11 protein-coding genes and 3 pseudogenes are annotated in these 16,581 nt (G+C 69.6%); 5 read left to right on the forward strand and 9 right to left on the reverse strand.

Annotation, left to right across the window (positions count from 1 at the left end):
* Positions 1-292 (forward strand): annotated as a pseudogene (locus BLU79_RS46135) (hypothetical protein); the annotation flags it as partial.
* 141 nt (positions 293-433) lie between these two features.
* The gene (locus BLU79_RS46140) at positions 434-1,723 is read left to right on the forward strand and encodes a DUF418 domain-containing protein (protein WP_177001462.1); all 1,290 of its coding nucleotides are present in this window, start codon (positions 434-436) and stop codon (positions 1,721-1,723) included.
* Between the two features lie 839 nt (positions 1,724-2,562).
* Here BLU79_RS46140 and BLU79_RS46145 read toward each other — a convergent pair.
* The 7 genes from BLU79_RS46145 to BLU79_RS46175 all read right to left on the reverse strand — a co-directional run bounded on the left by BLU79_RS46145 (position 2,563) and on the right by BLU79_RS46175 (position 6,884).
* A complete protein-coding gene (locus BLU79_RS46145; protein WP_093912064.1) occupies positions 2,563-2,913 on the reverse strand; it encodes an ArsR/SmtB family transcription factor in 351 nt (116 codons plus the stop codon).
* A 263-nt stretch (positions 2,914-3,176) separates the two neighbouring features.
* A complete protein-coding gene (locus BLU79_RS46150; protein WP_143052602.1) occupies positions 3,177-3,527 on the reverse strand; it encodes a zinc ribbon domain-containing protein YjdM in 351 nt (116 codons plus the stop codon).
* A gap of 42 nt (positions 3,528-3,569) precedes the next feature.
* Complete coding sequence (locus BLU79_RS46155; RefSeq protein WP_093912066.1) at positions 3,570-3,965, reverse strand: STAS domain-containing protein; 396 nt, start codon at positions 3,963-3,965, stop codon at positions 3,570-3,572.
* A 36-nt stretch (positions 3,966-4,001) separates the two neighbouring features.
* Positions 4,002-4,418, reverse strand: a complete 417-nt coding sequence (locus BLU79_RS46160) for an ATP-binding protein (protein ID WP_093912067.1) — start codon at positions 4,416-4,418, stop codon at positions 4,002-4,004.
* The gene (locus BLU79_RS46165) at positions 4,418-4,825 is read right to left on the reverse strand and encodes a pyridoxamine 5'-phosphate oxidase family protein (RefSeq protein ID WP_093912068.1); all 408 of its coding nucleotides are present in this window, start codon (positions 4,823-4,825) and stop codon (positions 4,418-4,420) included. The genes BLU79_RS46160 and BLU79_RS46165 overlap by 1 nt, the downstream gene beginning before the upstream one ends.
* Entirely contained in the window at positions 4,822-6,546 is a 1,725-nt protein-coding gene (locus BLU79_RS46170) for a SulP family inorganic anion transporter (RefSeq protein WP_093912069.1), read from the reverse strand. The genes BLU79_RS46165 and BLU79_RS46170 overlap by 4 nt, the downstream gene beginning before the upstream one ends.
* Entirely contained in the window at positions 6,543-6,884 is a 342-nt protein-coding gene (locus BLU79_RS46175; RefSeq protein WP_093912070.1) for an ArsR/SmtB family transcription factor, read from the reverse strand. The genes BLU79_RS46170 and BLU79_RS46175 overlap by 4 nt, the downstream gene beginning before the upstream one ends.
* A 680-nt stretch (positions 6,885-7,564) precedes the next feature.
* Here BLU79_RS46175 and BLU79_RS46180 point away from each other — a divergent pair.
* Positions 7,565-10,609, forward strand: coding sequence for an FG-GAP-like repeat-containing protein (locus tag BLU79_RS46180; protein WP_093912071.1), 3,045 nt, complete (start codon positions 7,565-7,567; stop codon positions 10,607-10,609).
* 573 nt (positions 10,610-11,182) lie between these two features.
* On the opposite strand, the gene BLU79_RS46185 is transcribed toward BLU79_RS46180, so the two are convergent.
* Positions 11,183-11,776: an FMN-binding protein gene (locus BLU79_RS46185; RefSeq protein WP_093912072.1), complete on the reverse strand. Its 594-nt coding sequence runs from the start codon at positions 11,774-11,776 to the stop codon at positions 11,183-11,185.
* 44 nt (positions 11,777-11,820) lie between these two features.
* Positions 11,821-12,615: pseudogene (locus BLU79_RS46190) on the reverse strand (ferric reductase); the annotation flags it as partial.
* Here BLU79_RS46190 and BLU79_RS46195 point away from each other — a divergent pair.
* Together BLU79_RS46195 and BLU79_RS46200 are read left to right on the forward strand one after the other, a co-directional pair.
* A pseudogene (locus tag BLU79_RS46195) lies at positions 12,610-13,224 on the forward strand (hypothetical protein); the annotation flags it as partial. The pseudogenes BLU79_RS46190 and BLU79_RS46195 overlap by 6 nt on opposite strands.
* Positions 13,225-14,372: 1,148 nt before the next feature.
* Complete coding sequence (locus BLU79_RS46200) at positions 14,373-15,893, forward strand: NCS1 family nucleobase:cation symporter-1 (RefSeq protein ID WP_093912073.1); 1,521 nt, start codon at positions 14,373-14,375, stop codon at positions 15,891-15,893.
* The last annotated feature ends 688 nt before the right edge of the window (positions 15,894-16,581 follow it).

A 16,581-nucleotide genomic window follows, 5' to 3' on the forward strand; every position in this document is an offset into this window, starting at 1 on the left:
CGACCGGACCCATCACGGTGTGCGCGCCGTGGTGCGGCTGTTGCTGTCCGAGTGGCCGTTGGTGGTGGCGACGGTGCCGACGGTGGTCCTGCTGCTCGGCGCGGGCTGGGGGTGGTGGCCCTCGGCGGGCATCGAGTACGTGGCCTTCGCCGTGAACGTGGTGCTGCTGTTCGCCTGGGGCCTGCTCGCGGCCCGCGCTGCCGGTCGCACGTGGAGTTCCGCTTTGAAGATCGGCACCGTGGACTCGCTGCTCGGGCTGACGGTCGTGGTGGCCAACGCCCTCATCAAGTAGGGCGGTTGGCCGTCCGGGCCCGCCGGCCGACCGCCGCGGCGCTGTTCCGCCGGTCGGCGGGGCGGTACCGGCCGGTCGGCGGGGGCGTTACCGAAGCCTGCCGGATGGTCCGTCTCCTGACGGCCACGCGAGATTCTCCGTATGACACAGATACAGCCGCCGCAGGAGACGTCGGCTCCCCAGGAGAACTCGCCTCCGCCGCCCCGAACCTCCCCCGAGTCCGCCGCGCCGGCCTCGCCCGGTCCCTCGATGGGACGCCTCGTCGGGGTGGACCTGGCCCGCGCGCTGGCGGTGTTCGGCATGTACGTCGTGCACATCGGCCCCCCGCTGTCCGCCACGAGCGGCGTCGCCAGCTGGATCCGGTACATATCGGACGGTCACTCGTCGGTCCTGTTCGCCACCCTCGCCGGGTTCTCCCTGATGCTGCTCGCCGGCCGCCGCGAGCCCAAGACCGGCCTGGCCGGCCGGCAGGCGAAGGCCCGCATCGCGATCCGCGCCGTGGTCCTGCTGGCGCTGGGCACCGCGATGGCAATGGAGTACGGGGGAGTGATCATCCTCGGCTTCTACGGTGTCTACTTCCTGCTCGCCCTGCCCCTGGTCCGCCTGCGCGCCAAGACCCTCGCGATCATCGCGGCCGCGTTCGCCCTGGCCACACCGCAGCTGGCGTTCGCCCTGACCTCGCTGCTGACCCCGTCGGTCCAGCAGAGCATCAACACCTACGACCCGCTCCGCCACCTCAGCGAGGTAGGCGTGCTCGATCTGCTGCTCACCGGCTTCTACCCGGCGCTCACCTGGATGTCGTTCGTGATCGCGGGCATGGCGCTGGGCCGCCTCGACCTGTCCTCCGGCACTGTCCAGCGGCGCCTGGCCGCGGTCGGTGCCGCCCTCACCGCGACCGCGTACGGCATGTCCCTGCTGCTGGCCGGCCCCGGGGCGTTGCGGAGCACCGCAGAAGGCGGGTCGTCGTCCGGCGGCTCCGGGTCGGCGTCCTTCGGCAGCATGCCGTCGTCCGGCGGCTCCGGGTCGATGCCGCTCGACGGCGGGTCGTTCCCCGATATGCCGGCGTCGTCGCTCCTGGCGGCCGGGCCGCACAGCGGCACCACGTTCGACATCATCGGCAGCCTGGGCGTCGCGATCCTCGTGATCGTGGGCGCGACCGTGCTGATGGACCGCCTGCCCCGACTGCGCCGCCTGGCGAAACCGGTCATCGCCGTGGGCACCATGTCACTGACCGCCTACGTCGGCCACTTCGTCGCACAGTCCATGCTGTCCGTGCCCGCCGGGACCAGCACCCAGCAGTCATGGGTGCCCCTGATCATGTTCGTCCTCGGGGCGATCGTGTTCGCCACCATCTGGTCCCGCTTCTTCCGCCGCGGCCCCCTGGAGTACCTGCTCAACACCGCCACCAAGCCCGCCAAGTACATCCGGTGAGGTCCTGCCGGGGTGGGACGCCTGCACGTCCCACCCCGGCCTGGACGGCCTGCCCGGCCCGCAAGGGGATCGCCCTTGCGGGCTTCGGCCGTGGTCCCGGCCGACCGCTGTCAGCTCCGCCTGTCGCCGACCGGCCGTCCATGGGCAAGGTCCGGGAGACTGCGGGACATGCGTGGGCATGATGCCCAGCGCGGCCCGGGGCAACGGCTGGTGCGGGTCAGGAGACGGTGGCCGCCGGTGCGGCTGAGACCACGACGGCCACCCAGGCAGGTGTGGAGACTCGCGGCGTCGCATCGGGCAACGCCGGGGAAACCCATCCGGTCGTGGACACCGCCCTCCTCGACCACGGTGAACAGCGGTGCGAAATCAGCCCTCGAAGCTGCACCGCAAGCGATGTATCCCCAGGTCAGAAGCGGTGTCGCCGTTGAAGCGCCGTCGCTTCCCAAGCTGAGAGCGCGAGTTCGATTCTCGTCACCCGCTCCATTTGAAACCCCAGGTCAGCGGCCTGGGGTTTGTTGTCTAGGCCATTTCGGGGTGACGTGCGCCCGCGAAGTTGTGCGGCCCGAGCTCGCTCAATGCCAGCCCGTCCGGCGCTCGAGGACGAGGGCGAAGGTCGTCCTCGTCCGGTTCGAGATCCCCTTGTCAGGACGTGCAGTTGCCGTTCTGCCTCGGCGAGCACGCCCAGAAGCGGCGAGCGAGCGTGGGGCAGCACCTCAGCTGTGGTGGTACAGAGTTCGCAGGGGTCTATCGGTCAAGGGTGCTCGTGGGTGTCCCCTGCTCCCCCGGATGGCCATCCAGCTGTCCAACTCCGGGAGACGGCCGCTGTTTGAGGGCCGGCGCTACGACGGCGGCTTTTGCTCACCCTGCGCGGCCTGCAGGTCGGCCAGCAGCTCGGCCTGCCCGGCGAGCACCCCGGACAGGATGGTCCGTGCGACCCGCAGAAGCTCCGCGACCTGCGGGCTGGTCAGCGAGTAGTACACGGTCGAACCCTCCTTGCGGGTCTTGACCAGATTCGCCCGCCGCAGCACCGCCAGCTGCTGGGACAGATGAGCGGGCTCGATACCCACCTCGGGCAGCATCTCCGCGACCGCGTGTTCACGTTCGCTCAGCAGCTCCAGGACCCGGATACGGGCCGGATGGCCCAGCGTCTTGAAGAACTCGGCCTTCAGTTGGTACAGCGGCGTACTCATCGTGCGGTCCCCTCCCCGACACAACGGCACGGCCCCTCCGGCCGGAGCACGGCGCATCGCATCCACCCACTCGTCAAGAACATGCGGACCATCCTCGCCTGCGGCACCGGCCACGCCGAACCCGGATGCGAGTAACCAAAGCCGCTCGAATCCAGCCACTCCAGCCACTCCAGCCACCGAGAAGGAGCCTGCGCCGTCGGGCCGGCACACGTGGAACCCGCCCGGGACGTCGTCCCGGGCGGTCGGCACAGCAGGGTGTCGGATCAGACCTTCTTCACGACGCTGGACTTGAGCTGCATCGCGCCGAACCCATCGACCTTGCAGTCGATGTCGTGGCCGTCCACTCCGTCGACCAGGCGGATGTTGCGCACCTTGGTGCCCGCCTTGATCCCGCTCGGGCTGCCCTTGACCTTCAGCGTCTTGACGACCGTCACGGTGTCACCGTCGGCGAGCACGTTGCCGACCGCGTCCTTGATCACCCTGCTTCCGGAGGCGCCGTCAGCGGACTGGGCGGACGGTGACCACTCGTGCCCGCACTCCGGGCAGACCAGGAGCGCACCCATCTCGTAGGTGTAGGCGCCGGAGCATCCGGGGCAGGGGGGGAAGGTTGTCACTCATGGCACAGGTGTCTTTCAGTCGGTGAGCGGATACGGGGGTCAGGTGGGCCAGCCGTCGGTGCGCCACGCCTGCTGTGCCTCGTCGGGAGGCGACATGTGCCGGGCGTGGACGGAGAGGGCGGTGGCCAGGTCGCAATGGACGGGGATGTCCGGGCAGTCGCCGGACGGGACGAGCGAGCCGTCGGCGGGGATGGCGGCCAGTTCCAGGCTCCGACCCGTTGCCGCGAGGCGGCGTGCGGTCTCGGTGATGGCCAGCTGGCCTTCCGCGGACCAACCGCGCAGTTCGGTCAGGTCGAGGATGACCGGTCCGGTGCCGCGGGCGACGACCCAGCCGACCGCTCCGTCGAAGCGACGGACCGCCGCCGGGCCCAGGTAGCCTGCGACGGAGAGCACCCCGAAGTCGTCCTCGACGGTGTAGCGCCACTCGATGGTCATGACGGTGAACTTCCTTGCGTGTGCGGCCCGTTGAGGTCAGAGCGGGAGAGTTGTCCAGATGCTCTTGCCGTCGGCGTCGCCGTGCACGGCGACGGTGCCGCCGAGTTGCCGGGTGAGCTCCATGACCGTGCCGAGACCGCCACTGGTGCCGGTTGCGGCAGGGTGCAGCGAGGGCTGGTGGGGGTGGCGGTCATGGACGGCGAAGGCCAGGCGGCCTCCGCTCGCCGCATACATGACCATGATCTGCGGGGACACCTCGGCGGCGTGCCGGACGCTGTTGGTCACCAGCTCACTGAGGATCAGCAGCGCCGCGTCCACGACGGGCCGGTGCAGATCTATCCCCCACTCGACCAGCGCCTGTTCGGCGGTCTCACGGGCGAGACGGACGGCGGACGGCTCGTTGGGCAGGGTGAGCACGTGCCGGTACGGAAGGACATCGAGAACGGGGGCCATCATGTCTCCAGGCGGGCGAGGCGGAAGCCGGTGACGCTCTGGGGGTTCAGGCGCAGCAGAGTGTCGTGGGGGCCGTGCGTCCAGCCCGGCAAGGTGCGGCGGTGATGGTCTGTCTCGTCAGCGTCGCTGAGCACGTCGGCGGGACCATGGACGGTGACCGTCCAGCCGGTGCCGTGCACCGCCCGGATCTCGTCCACGTGGTACGTCACCGTGGCCGACATCGCCGCCGCCTGGACGGGGGCCCGGACGATCAGTCGGCCGTACTCCCACACATGCCGGGCCGGCCGTACGACGGTCAGCTCCCGCTGCTGGTACACCAGCCGTCCCAGGCTGCTGCCTTCCAGCAGCCACAGGGCCTCCGCTCCGGAGATCTCCACTAGTCGCAGGGGGGCGGGGGCAGTGCTCATCGGACGGCTTCCTCGCTGGAGGTTCGGGGCTTCTGGGCGGGTACGGCGGTCAGGACTCCGGTCGTCTCCAGGTGGTCGCGGGCGGCCCGGATCGCCTCGGGGGTGGTGGCGTACTCCCGGCCGTCGTGCCGCAGCAGCTCCAGCGCGCCGACGGAGTCCAGGACCTGGCGCTGGCCGGTGCGAATCCCGGAGGCCAGGACGAGGATGCCGCGCCGCTTCAGTTTCTCCACGGCGTCCTTGAGGACCAGCGCGCCGGTGGCGTCCATGGTCGACACCCGCGACATGCGCAGGATGACGACCCGTACGTCGGCCACCTCGGTCAGCTCCAGCAGGAAGCGGTGCGCGGCGGCGAAGAAGAGCGGCCCGTCGATGCGGTACGCGACGATGTGCTCGGCGAGGAGGGCGTGTTCTTCGGCACTGTGATCGCCCCGGTCTAGCGGGACTTGGTCGAAGCGGGCCTGCTTGGCGACGGCGCGCAGGGCGAGAGCACCCGCGACGACCAGCCCGATGATCACCGCGTACACGAGGTCCAATGCCAGGGTCGCGACCGCGGTGAGGACGAGGATCAGCGCATCCGAGCGGGTGGCCTTGGCCATCGCCCTGAGCGAGCCGACCTCCACCATGCGGACCGCGGTGGCCAGCAGCACGCCGGCGAGGGCGGCGAGCGGGATCCTGGAGACGAGGGGCGCCGCAGCGAACACGATCACAGCGAGGATCGCGGCATGGGTCAGGGCGGCCAGCCGGGAGCCGGCGCCTGTACGGACGTTGACCGCGGTCCGGGCGATCGCGCCGGTCGCGGGCACTCCGCCGAACAGCGGGGCCGCGACATTGGCCAACCCCTGGCCGAACAGCTCGCGATCGGGGTCGTGCCGCTGCCCCACCGTCATGCCGTCCGCCACCGAGGCGGACAGCAGGGACTCCAGGGCCGCGAGCGCCGCCACGGCCACCGCCGGGGCGAGCAGGGTGCCGAGCGAACCGAGGTCCAGGAAGCCGAGTGAGGGCGCGGGCAGCCCGGACGGAAGGTCACCGATCGGCTGCGCCGCGTCCAGGCCCGCGACCTGGGAGACGGCCGTAGCCGCGATGACCGCGAGGATGGAGAACGGGACGGTCGGCCGCCAGCGGGCGCCCACCAGCATGACCGCGGCCACCGCGACCGCGAAGCCGACCGCCGTCCAGTTCGGATCCCTCGCGAACTCCACGACGGCCCGCCAGGTCACCACCAGCACACGATCACCCTCGGCCTTGGGCACCCCGAGCGCGTTCGGGACCTGCTGCAGTCCGATCACGCAGGCGATCCCGAGAGTGAAGCCCTCCACCACGGGCGCGGGCACGTACTGCATGTACTTGCCGGCCCGCAGCGCTGCCAGCACCACGAGCATGACGCCGGCCATCAGCCCGACGGTCAGCACGCCGGTCGGCCCGTACTCGCCGACGATCGGCACCAGCACCACGGTCATGGCCCCGGTCGGCCCGGACACCTGGAGGTTGGACCCGCCGAACAGCGCGGCGAGCGCGCCGGCGACCACGGCGGTCGCCAGTCCGGCCTCGGCACCGAGTCCGGAGGAGACACCGAAGCCGAGCGCGAGCGGCAGGGCCACGACCGCCACGGTGAGGCCGGCAAGCAGGTCCCTGCGCGGATCGCGTCGCATGTCCGCCAGGTCGGCGCGGGTGGGCATGAGTGCGGTGAGCCGGGCCCCGGCCCGGCTGATCCCCGAAGTCATCGCGCCGCGACCTCGGCTTCCCGCAGCTCTTCCAGCAGCTCGCCCTGCCCGGCGAGCATCTCGGTCAAGATCCGGCGCGCGGCCCTCATCAGATCAGCGACGTCCCCGCCCGCCAGCTCGTAGACCACCGTCGAGCCCTCCCGGGTCGAGGTCACGATCCCGGAACGCCGCAGCACCGCCAGCTGCTGGGACAGGCCGGACGGCTCCACCTCGATGGCTGCAAGCAGGTCCCGCACCGGCAACGGCCCGTCCTGCAGCAGTTCCAGAACGCGGATGCGTACCGGATGCCCCAGCATCCGGAAGAACTCGGCCTTGGCCTGGTACAGCGGAACAGACACAACCCCTCGGCTTCCCTGCAAACCCCACCCCGCGGGGGCGGGCACAAAGTCTGTGCCCGCGACTACCGGACAACGTGCACAGCCAACTCAGCATCTAGCCAATTGCGAAATTTTGCAATTCTGCATGAGTGGCTGGTGGACTGCATCGCAACGGCACGTGAGGGTTCCGCCCCGAGGATCAACCGGAGCCCTCAGCCCCGTCGACCACCTTGCAGCACCGATATCGCCGTACTTGTCGGGCCGCTTTCCACGATCCACACCCTGTGCACAAGCCTCGACGAAGGCGGGCAGCCGGAGATCCCGGCAGCCACTCGTCGACACCTTGACTGTGATCAGGGCTCTTGAGGCCGGGCAGGGACGTGTGGCGCCGTGCCCACTGCGTGCCCTTAAGAGCGGAGAACCACGGTCAACAGCGGCGCGATCCGTCCTCTCTGGCGCAGCCTCGGCCCATTGCGAGTCCACCGACTTGAAGTTTCCGGTGCGAACACGCGGCGATCGCCGACTCTGAGTGCGGGGACCTTCCGCGGCTTGTACGCGTGGGCGCCGCGCCGTCCGTACACGGGCCGGCCAACCGGCGCGGCAAGGTCATTCGCCTTGAACAGGTGTTAGGATCCGCCCGCTTGTTCGGGGGGATGGGGCCCTCCGTCGGGGAGGGGAAGCAAGTGACTCGTCATGCCTTCATGCGTGGCTCCCTTGTCACGCTCATCGGGTTGGCGCTCTCTGTGTCCGCCGTGCCGCTGGTGGCTCCCGCGCACGCGGAGACGGCAACGGAGATCATCGTTCCCGCCGCCATGCGCACTACTCCGCGCACGGCGTATCTGCAGAGCGCGGGGGCTTCCGGCTTCCTGGAGTACCGCTCCACCGCCGAGGGGTACGGCCTCTGGTGGACCAGCTACGACGGCAGCCGCAAGCCCGTGGAAGGCGGCGAGCGACTCGAACCGCGCACCGCGGGCGTGTACGGCACCGGTTCGGACGTCGTCGCCCTTCGCCCGTCCCAGAGCAGCGGTGCGCAAGTCCTGCTCCGGGACATGGGAACCGGTACGACGGAGACCGTGGCCATCCCGGCGGGCCAGAGCTATCTGCAGACGTACGGACGTACTGTCCTGACCAGCACATCGACAGGTGGGGAACGGACTCGGCTCTTCCTGCTGCGCAATGAGAACGGCAGCACGGTGCAGAAGCCTGTCACCGGACTCCCGGACGGGGTGGTCTTCCCCTTCTATCCCAGGGGTTCGGCCTCCGGCATCCTCGTCAACTACTACGGCCCGGACCGGGGCCTCCAGTACGCCTGGGTGGACGCGGAGACCGGTGCCGCCACGATCTTGCCATCGCTGGTGGCGGGCACGGACACCGTGGTGGGATCCGACTATCTGGTCAGCTGGTACGGCACGTCCCGGGTGCGGGTGTACGCCCAGGGTGCCTACGAAGCGCCCACTCACGAGGTTGCGTTCCCCCGCACCTCTGACAACAAGATCCTCGGCGTCGTCGGTGACGCGCTCGTGGTCGCGCGGCGCAGCGACTCCTCCGTCTGGAGTGTGTCAGCGCTGCCCTTCGACGGCTCCGCGGAGCTGCCCCTGTTCAAGCGGTCCGATCCCGCTGCCGTCACGACCCCCGACGGCGGCCTGGTCCTCGCCGGCGGAGAGTCCTCGCTGGACTACGGCATCGCCAAGGTCCAGGCGGGGGCCGACGGTCTGCCCCTGGTCCGCCGGATCGTGGACCTTCCGCCCGTTCCCAGCGGGATCGAGTCGCTCGATCTGAGCGGCGGTGAGCTGATGACCTACGAGTCCGGCGACGGGGCGACGCACCTGTACAGCCGCTCGCTGACCACGGCGGACGCTCTGACGGTGGGCACGCGCACGGACCGGGGGGCAACCCCGAGGTGCGGGGTCATGGCCGGGGACTACGGGAGCTGTCCCGACCTGATGGGAACGGGCGACGGCCGGGCGGTCATGAGGAACACGGCCGGGGAGGTGTCCGTCCTGGACCGGGGTCAGCCTCTTCCCGGCACCGTGGTGACCTCCGGCCTCCAGGACCACCATGGCCTCGTGGAGGTCGCAGGCCGGTATGCGGCCTGGTATGGGCCCACGCCCGCGGGAGAGGGCCTGGCGGTGGCGGATCTGGATACACGGAAGGTCGTGCTCACCCGTACGGGGGCGGCCGGTGCGGTCCCCTCCGCGCTGTGGGGGGAGGCACTGTGGACGGCGGCCGGGGACGGCACCGTCACGGCCACGGAGGTGCGTTCGGGCAACACGATCACGTCGTTCCGGGTGGTCGGGAGCGGCTGCACGGTGGGTGGCTTCCAGGCGGTGGGACGCTGGGTGTACTGGTCCGGCTCGTGCGAGTCTGCCCAGGGCAGCGTGTGGAAGGCCTTCGTGTACGACACCCGTAGGAAGACGCTCATCACTGTGCCCACGGGCGGAGAGCCGCGCCTGGGCGACGGCTTCCTGGTCATGCGTGACTCCGCATCCGGAGCGCTGACCCTCACGGACGTCACGAGCGGCTCCGCGGTGAGCCGGACCCTGGCGGCCAAGGCCGGAAGGTGGGACGTCGATCCGTACACCGGCCTGGTCGCCTACGTGGACCCGCCCTCCCAGGACGTCCACGTCCTACGCAGTGGCGTCCCCGACACGGACATCGCGGTCCTGGGAGCGAGGACGGAATCCTCGGTCGGCCTGGTGGACTCGTCGTCCTCGTGGGACGGCACGTGGTGGCTGTCGAAACCGGCCGCGTCATGGACGCTGGTGCTCAGGAACAAGGCGACCGGGGCCACCGTGCGCACCCTGTCCGGTGGCGCCGCGCACGACGCGGTCCGTACGTCCTGGAACGGCAGGACGTCGACGGGCGCGTATGTGCCGAACGGCACGTACAGCTGGACGCTGACGGCGGCCCCGGCCGACGAGCTCGGTGCGTCGGCGACGGCGTCCGGCACGCTGAAACTGACCGGTGGTGCCGCGGTGAGACGCGACCATGTCGGGTCCGACGGCATCGGTGACCTGCTCACGCTCACTTCCCAGGGCGCACTCTCCTTCCATCGCGGCGACGGCGCCGGGAAGTTCTCGACGAAGACCTCGGCTTCGGGATGGCCGGCCTCGATCACGGTGGTGCCGTTCGGAGACCTGAACGGTGACCGCTGCAATGACGTGCTGGTGCGGTTCAGCAGCGGTGCACTGCGGGCGTACCGCCCGGGGTGCGGCAAAGCCCTGACGACATCCACGCCGTACACCACACTGGGCACTTCGGGCTGGAACCAGTACAACGTGCTGACCTCACCGGGCGACATCACCGGTGATGACCGGGCGGACCTGATCGCCCGCCAGGCGTCCACCGGTGACATCTACCTGTACAAGGCCACAAGCAGCGGAAAGCTCTCGGCACGAGTGAAGATCTTCTCCAAGTGGTCCGGTTACAAGAAGATCATCGGCGTCGGCGACCTCAACGGTGACGGGTACGGAGACCTGCTGGCGCAGGACACGTCGAACAGGCTGTGGCGGTATGTGGGCACGGCGACCGGCGGGTTCAGGGCGCGGGTCAAGGTGGCCGACAACTGGGGTGCCTCCTACAACGTCGTGGTGGGCGTCGGCGACATCACCGGGGACGGGAGGGCGGACCTCGTCTCCCGCGACACCTCCGGCAATCTGTGGCGCAACAACGGCGACGGCAAGGGCTCCTTCGGTCCTCGCAGCGGGATCGCCAATGGGTGGCAGGGCTACAAGGCCCTGTACTGACCGCCGCTGACAGGTCACGGCCGAGGGAGTGACAAGCCCTTGACCACAGCGTCCGCGAGCTCACCGAGGCCGAGGCGTGGGCTCGTGATGTGCTGTCCGCGCGAAGCCTTCCGGTCTCAGCCACTCCGCAGATGACACTCGTGTGCAGTCGCACCGGCTCCGCTCACTCGCCCCGCGCGTCGACCAGCCCGGGAGGGCAGAGAGGCGAGACAGGCGCTTCACTCATTCACCCTGCGGGATCGTGCCCATAACGTGCCCTTCAGAGCGGAGCACCACGGTCAACAGCGGTGCCACCAAGCGCTCACGCCTGCGGCGGTACAACGAATCCGTGCAGATCAGCAGTCATGTGGGTGCCCAAGCACCGTCGCTTCCCAAGCTGAGAGCGCGAGTTCGATTCTCGTCACCCGCTCCACGTGAAACCGCCAGGTCAATTGACCCGGGGGTTCTTTGTTGTCCAGAGCTGCGGGCGGGACGCGTACCCCGCGGATCATGCCGTCGAGCCCCGGCGGCCACATCTTCCGTGCCCCCTACAGGCATGTCTCACGAACAGTACCTACCTCAGGTGGATGGTCTTCAGACGCCGGCCCGGTCCAGGGCGCTTTGCAGGGACTGCTTGTAACCCGCGCTGGTGTATGTGGCGCCGGACACCGTGTCGATGTCCGCGCTCTGCGCCTCGAGAGTCTCCTGGTTGAGCTTGGGGACGGCCGTGGAGTTGATGTCCCTGCTGCGCGCCGTCCCGTCGGGGGACCGGACGGCGCTCGCCCCGGTGATCCTGCTGCCGGTGAGCGTGATCCGCACCTGGACCGGACCGTACTTCGTCTGGGCCGTGGCGCCGGTGACGGAGCGGGTGGTCGGCGCGGCTGGCGTGGTCTTCGGCGCGGCGGGGGCACTGCTCGTCTTCGCCGGGGCGGTCGACACCGTGTGCGACGGCGCCGCGCTTGTGGTGGACGAGGAAGGGGTCTGCTTCTTCGACGGCGAGGCCGATGCGGACGGGGACGCCGAGTGGGAGGGGGACGCGGAGGCCACCGCCGTGACCCCGGCGTCGATGTCGTCGGCCCGCGCCGTCGACGGGTCCGTGGTCGGCTTGAGAGCGAGCAGCAGCACGATGCCGGAGACGGTACCGACGGTGGCCAGCAGCGCGTGGCGGAACGGATGCTTCTTCCTCACGGGAGTCCCAGCGCGTCAGGCGTACGAGGTGTCACAGGCCCGCCTCAGAACTCGAAGGACTCGTGGTGGATCCGGCGGTGCGGGACACCGGCCTCGCGGAGTGCGGCGTACGACTCCGCGGCCAGCCCCGGCGGCCCGCACAGGTAGACGTCGTGACGCGCGATGTCCGGCAGGATCCTGCGCAGCATCTTCGCGGTCACGGCCACACGGCGACCGTCGGCTCTGTTCACGGCGTACAGCAACCGCGCCCCCCGCGCGTCCGCGATCTCCTCCAGTTCGTCCCGGAGCGCCAGTTCCTCCTCCGTACGGGCCCGGTAGAGCAGCGTCAGGTCTCCCGGCGCGCCGGGCAGCGTCTCGAACAGCGCCCTCAGCGGTGTGATACCCGCCCCGCCCGCGAGCAGCAGCACCTTGCCCCGACTGCGACGGCCGGCGGTCATCGCCCCGTACGGCCCTTCCGCCCACACGCGCGTGCCCGGCCGCAGCCCGGCCAGCGCCGCGCTGTGCCCGCCGACGGCCTTGACGGTGATCCGCAGCAGGTCGGGGCGGGGCGGGGCCGAGAGTGAGTACGGGTTGGCGTTCCAGCGCAGCCCCCTGGTGAGGAACCGCCACCGGAAGAACTGACCCGCCTCGGCGCCCAGCCGGTGCAGCCGCCGACCTCGGATCAGCACCGACACCACGTCCGGAGCCTCCCGCACGACCGACTCGACCCGCATCCGGTGCCGGAGGTTGAGCCTCACCGGGGTGAGCACGCGGTACCAGAGGAGCAGGGCGCCGACCGTGACGTACAGGGCGTACCAGGCCGTACGGGCGGTGGCGTTGGCGGCGAACTCGTTGCCCGTGGGGCCCGGCTGAAGCCATGGCAGTTGAGAGTCGCTCATCTCAGCAACTTCGCCGTACCGCCGACTGTCATCACCACCTCCCCACGCTTGGCACGGCAGTTCGCCGACGAGCACAGGAACGTGGTGGTGAAGTCCGCCTCGGGGCCGCCGCCCGGTGACCCCGCTCTGGCTCTGCCCACCACTCTGGTCGGCCGCGACACGGACTTCTCCGGCGTCGCGGCCGGTCCTGCGCTGCTGCAGCGGTATGTGCCCAAGCGTGCCGACATTCGTCTGACCTCTGTCGGCACCCGGCTGTTCGCCGCGCGGAAAGCGGCCGAACCCGGCCAGGTCGATGGGCGCTACGGCGACACAGAGCACGCCTGGGAAGCGGTCAGGGTTCCCGAAGGTGTCGGCAGATCGGTGTACGAGTACGTCGTCCTTGCCGGCCTGGCGTATGCCGCCTTCGACTTCGCTGAGGATGAGGATGGTGTCTGGTGGTTCCTCGAGTGCAACCAGAGCGGCCAGTTCGGCTTCGTCGAACTGGAGACCGGGCAGCCGATCTCGGAGGCGGTCGCCCTGTGGCTGTCACAGCACAAGGCGGACCGTCGTGTTCCGCAGAGCCAACTGTGAGACAGCCACCCGACAAGCGGCGGCCATCTCACGCCGCAGGTCGTGGCCGGAGTCCGGTGCACCTCGCCTCACTCATGAGAGCGCTGCAGAACTACACGAGCCGAGGCCGTGCCCAATCCGTGCCCGTAAGACCGGACAGCCACGGTCAACAGCGGTGCGTCAGCCCCGCCCCCGCAGCCGACACCACGGCATACACACAGGTCGGTGACCATGCAGCCACGTGAGCGCCGTCGCTTCCCAAGCTGAGAGCGCGAGTTCGATTCTCGTCATCCGCTCCAGCAGAAACCCACAGGTCAGGGACCCGGGGGTTCCTTGTTGTCCAGGTCTGGTCTGGCGCCCGGCGTGCACATGCCACCTGGTGTCGGGCCCGTCCGACGGCCCGGGGCGATCCGAGTGGGCCGCGCGTCCTGGCCACCCTGTGGCGGCGGTGCGCCGGCCTGCCGCGCGGTTCGGTGGTCCTGGCCGGGGGCGAGACCCACCTGCAACGTCACCGCGCCTACGGGCCACATGGCCCCTGCACGGCGCCCGTCACCGGGGCCCGCCCCCGGAACCAGCCGCCGACGGACGCTCTTGGCGTCCTCGACCTGGCCACCGGCGCTGGGCACCAGGCCCCTCGGACGGCGCACCGCCGCCGAGTTCCGGCACCGCTCACCCACCCGGATGCCGACCACAGCCGCACCCTGGACTCGCCCCGGTCACCGAAGAATTGCGCGCACAACCTCAGCGAGCAGCCCGGCATCCCAGCAGCTCCGCTACGAGTGGCGTCGCCCATCGGCGCGGTCGCCGTGCGACCGCCGGCAGAACAACTCCGTTGTCGGCAAAAGGGACTTGGCATCGCCGCCATTGCATGCGATCGATGTCGTCACCAGCAGTGAGCGGCACGAGCATGCACCGCGCATCACGCCTCGGGCTCCTGTCACCGACCGACCGTTCCGTGGGAGTCCGTCTCGCCTGTGATCACGCCCCTCGCCCAACCGCTCCCCAGGCACTGATCAACCGGCGACTCGATCCAGGAATGGAAGAGATTTTCCGTTGACGGGTCTGCTACAGCCCCGACATGCCGGTGCAACATCCGGGCCGTTAGCTGCCGCATCAACCGTCCGGCGCGACGCCGGTAGGGGATGGGGCACAGCAAGAAGGAGCAGGACATGACGGCCACGGACAGCGCGGACGCGGACAGAACCGCCACCCCGCCCGGATACTCCCCCCGTCTCTACAACGCGGACCTCGCCCCCGCCACCGAACGCAAGTGGGGCGCCTTCAGCATCTTCAACGTCTGGACCTCGGACGTGCACAGTCTGTACGGCTACTTCCTGGCCGCCAGCCTGTTCCTCGTCGCGGGCAACACCTTCAAGTTCCTCATCGGCATCGGTGTGGGCTCGCTGATCATCTACTGGCTGATGACCCTCATCGGCAAGGCGGGCGTCAAGACCGGTGTCCCCTACCCGGTCCTCGCCCGCGCCTCGTTCGGTACCTTCGGCGCCAACGTCCCGGCTCTCGTACGGGCCGTGGTCGCCACGTTCTGGTACGGCGCCCAGACCAGCGCCGCCGCCGGCGCCATCGTGGCCTTCCTCGTCCGCTACGACGGACCCAAGCATCTGCACGAGACCAGCCGGCTCTTCGACCACAGCGGCCTTGAAGTGCTGTGCTACCTCGGTGTGTGGGCCGCCCAACTGCTCATCATCAGCAAGGGGATGGAAACGGTCCGCCGTTTCCAGGACTTCGCCGGCCCGGCGGTGTGGCTGATGATGCTGATCCTCGCGATCGCGCTGTCCGTGAAGGCCGGGGCGCTGTCCTTCTCCGTCGACATGCCGAGCGGCGACCTTGCCGCACTCGCCAAGAGCGCCACCGGGCTCGACGTCAGCCCGGGCTCACTCGCCGCGATCGCGGCGATAGCCGCCACCTGGGTGACCTACTTCGCCGCCCTGTTCCTCAACTTCGGTGACTTCGCACGCTTCACCCCGGACACGAAGGCCCTGAAGAAGGGCAACATCTGGGGCCTGCCCGTCAACCTGATCCTCTTCTCCCTCGTCGCGGCCGTCACCACGGCCGCCGCCAGCACGGTGTACGGCGAGGTCCTCCTGGAACCGGCTGAGATCTCCGCCAAGTTCGACAGCGCGTTCCTCGTCCTGCTCGCCGCCCTGACCTTCGCCGTGGCGACCCTCGGCATCAACGTCGTCGCCAACTTCGTCAGTCCCGCCTTCGACTTCGCCAACGTGGCCCCGAAGTACGTGACCTTCCGCAGGGGCGGCCTCATCGCCGCTGTCATCGCGCTCCTGCTCTACCCGCTCCACCCCTGGGACAACGCCCCTAGCTTCGTCAACGCCATCGGCTCGACGATGGGCCCCATCTTCGGTGTGATCGTCGTCGACTACTACCTCATCCGGAAGACACAGCTGAACGTGCCCGCTCTGTACGACGAAGGCGGGGAGTTCCGCTTCCAGGGCGGCTGGAACGTACGGGCGTTCGCCGCCGGGGTGGTGGGCGCCATCTTCTCCAGCATCCTCCCCGTCTACGGACCGTCCGGATACGGGGCGACGCTGGGTCCGTACTCCTGGTTCATCGGAGTCGTCGTGGCCGGGGTGCTCTACTTCGCATTCAGCGGGGGCAAGAGCCCCCTCACAGCGAGGACGGCGGCAGTGGCAGCGCCGGAGGCGACCGAGGCATAGCAGTCGGCTTCTTCCAGCAACCCGAGTAGGGCGCCCGACCTGGGCTGATGCCGGCCAGGCGCCCTCTTCGCCGTACAGCGGGCGGTGCCGCGGGCATCCCGACACCCCTGGCGCCGGCTCCCCGATCTCTCACCAGCGCGCAGCACGAACAGCCCCACGACGGCCCCGTCCCGGCAACAGGGTCGGTCTCACTTCGCCAGAGAGGCTGTGCGCTCGCGAAGGCTGCCCGAACCGGATATCCGTACCAGCCGAGCCAAGCGCAGAGCCCGTTCCCGCACGCACTCTGCCCGCCGTTCCTCGAAGCCGTGCCCACAGCGTGCCCATAAGAGCGGCCAACCATGGTCAACAGCGGCGCGACCATGCCCGGGCAACGTCGCCAGCACAACGAATCCGCGCAGGTCAGCAGCCCTGCAGCCGCGCAAGCGCCGTCGCTTCCCAAGCTGAGAGCACGCGTTCGATTCTCGTCACCCGCTCCATTTGAAACCCCAGGTCAGCGGCCTGGGCTTTGCGTTTTGTCACTGGTTTTCCGGCATTTTTCACCACAGCGTGCGCTCGAAGATTGGGCACGTGGAGGGCACAAACGTTGGTTGAGACCATGCCGGGGCTGCCCCCCATAGCGGCGCACACCGCTGACCTGTGGTTTCACGCCCGAGCAATGCAAGATCACGTGGAGAGCCCTCAGCCTGCC

This window comes from Streptomyces sp. cf386 (assembly GCF_900103585.1).
In the GTDB taxonomy this organism is placed as follows: Bacteria; Actinomycetota; Actinomycetes; order Streptomycetales; family Streptomycetaceae; genus Streptomyces.

What these genes read in the sequence shown, in the direction of transcription:
- BLU79_RS46145 (WP_093912064.1), bottom strand. Translation starts at nt 2,913, where the DNA reads ATGAGTACGCCGCTGTACCAACTGAAGGCCGAGTTCTTCAAGACGCTG.
- BLU79_RS46170 (WP_093912069.1), bottom strand. Translation starts at nt 6,546, where the DNA reads ATGACTTCGGGGATCAGCCGGGCCGGGGCCCGGCTCACCGCACTCATG.
- BLU79_RS46160 (WP_093912067.1), bottom strand. Translation starts at nt 4,418, where the DNA reads ATGGCCCCCGTTCTCGATGTCCTTCCGTACCGGCACGTGCTCACCCTG.
- BLU79_RS46140 (WP_177001462.1), top strand. Translation starts at nt 434, where the DNA reads ATGACACAGATACAGCCGCCGCAGGAGACGTCGGCTCCCCAGGAGAAC.
- BLU79_RS46200 (WP_093912073.1), top strand. Translation starts at nt 14,373, where the DNA reads ATGACGGCCACGGACAGCGCGGACGCGGACAGAACCGCCACCCCGCCC.
- BLU79_RS46155 (WP_093912066.1), bottom strand. Translation starts at nt 3,965, where the DNA reads ATGACCATCGAGTGGCGCTACACCGTCGAGGACGACTTCGGGGTGCTC.
- BLU79_RS46180 (WP_093912071.1), top strand. Translation starts at nt 7,565, where the DNA reads ATGCGTGGCTCCCTTGTCACGCTCATCGGGTTGGCGCTCTCTGTGTCC.
- BLU79_RS46165 (WP_093912068.1), bottom strand. Translation starts at nt 4,825, where the DNA reads ATGAGCACTGCCCCCGCCCCCCTGCGACTAGTGGAGATCTCCGGAGCG.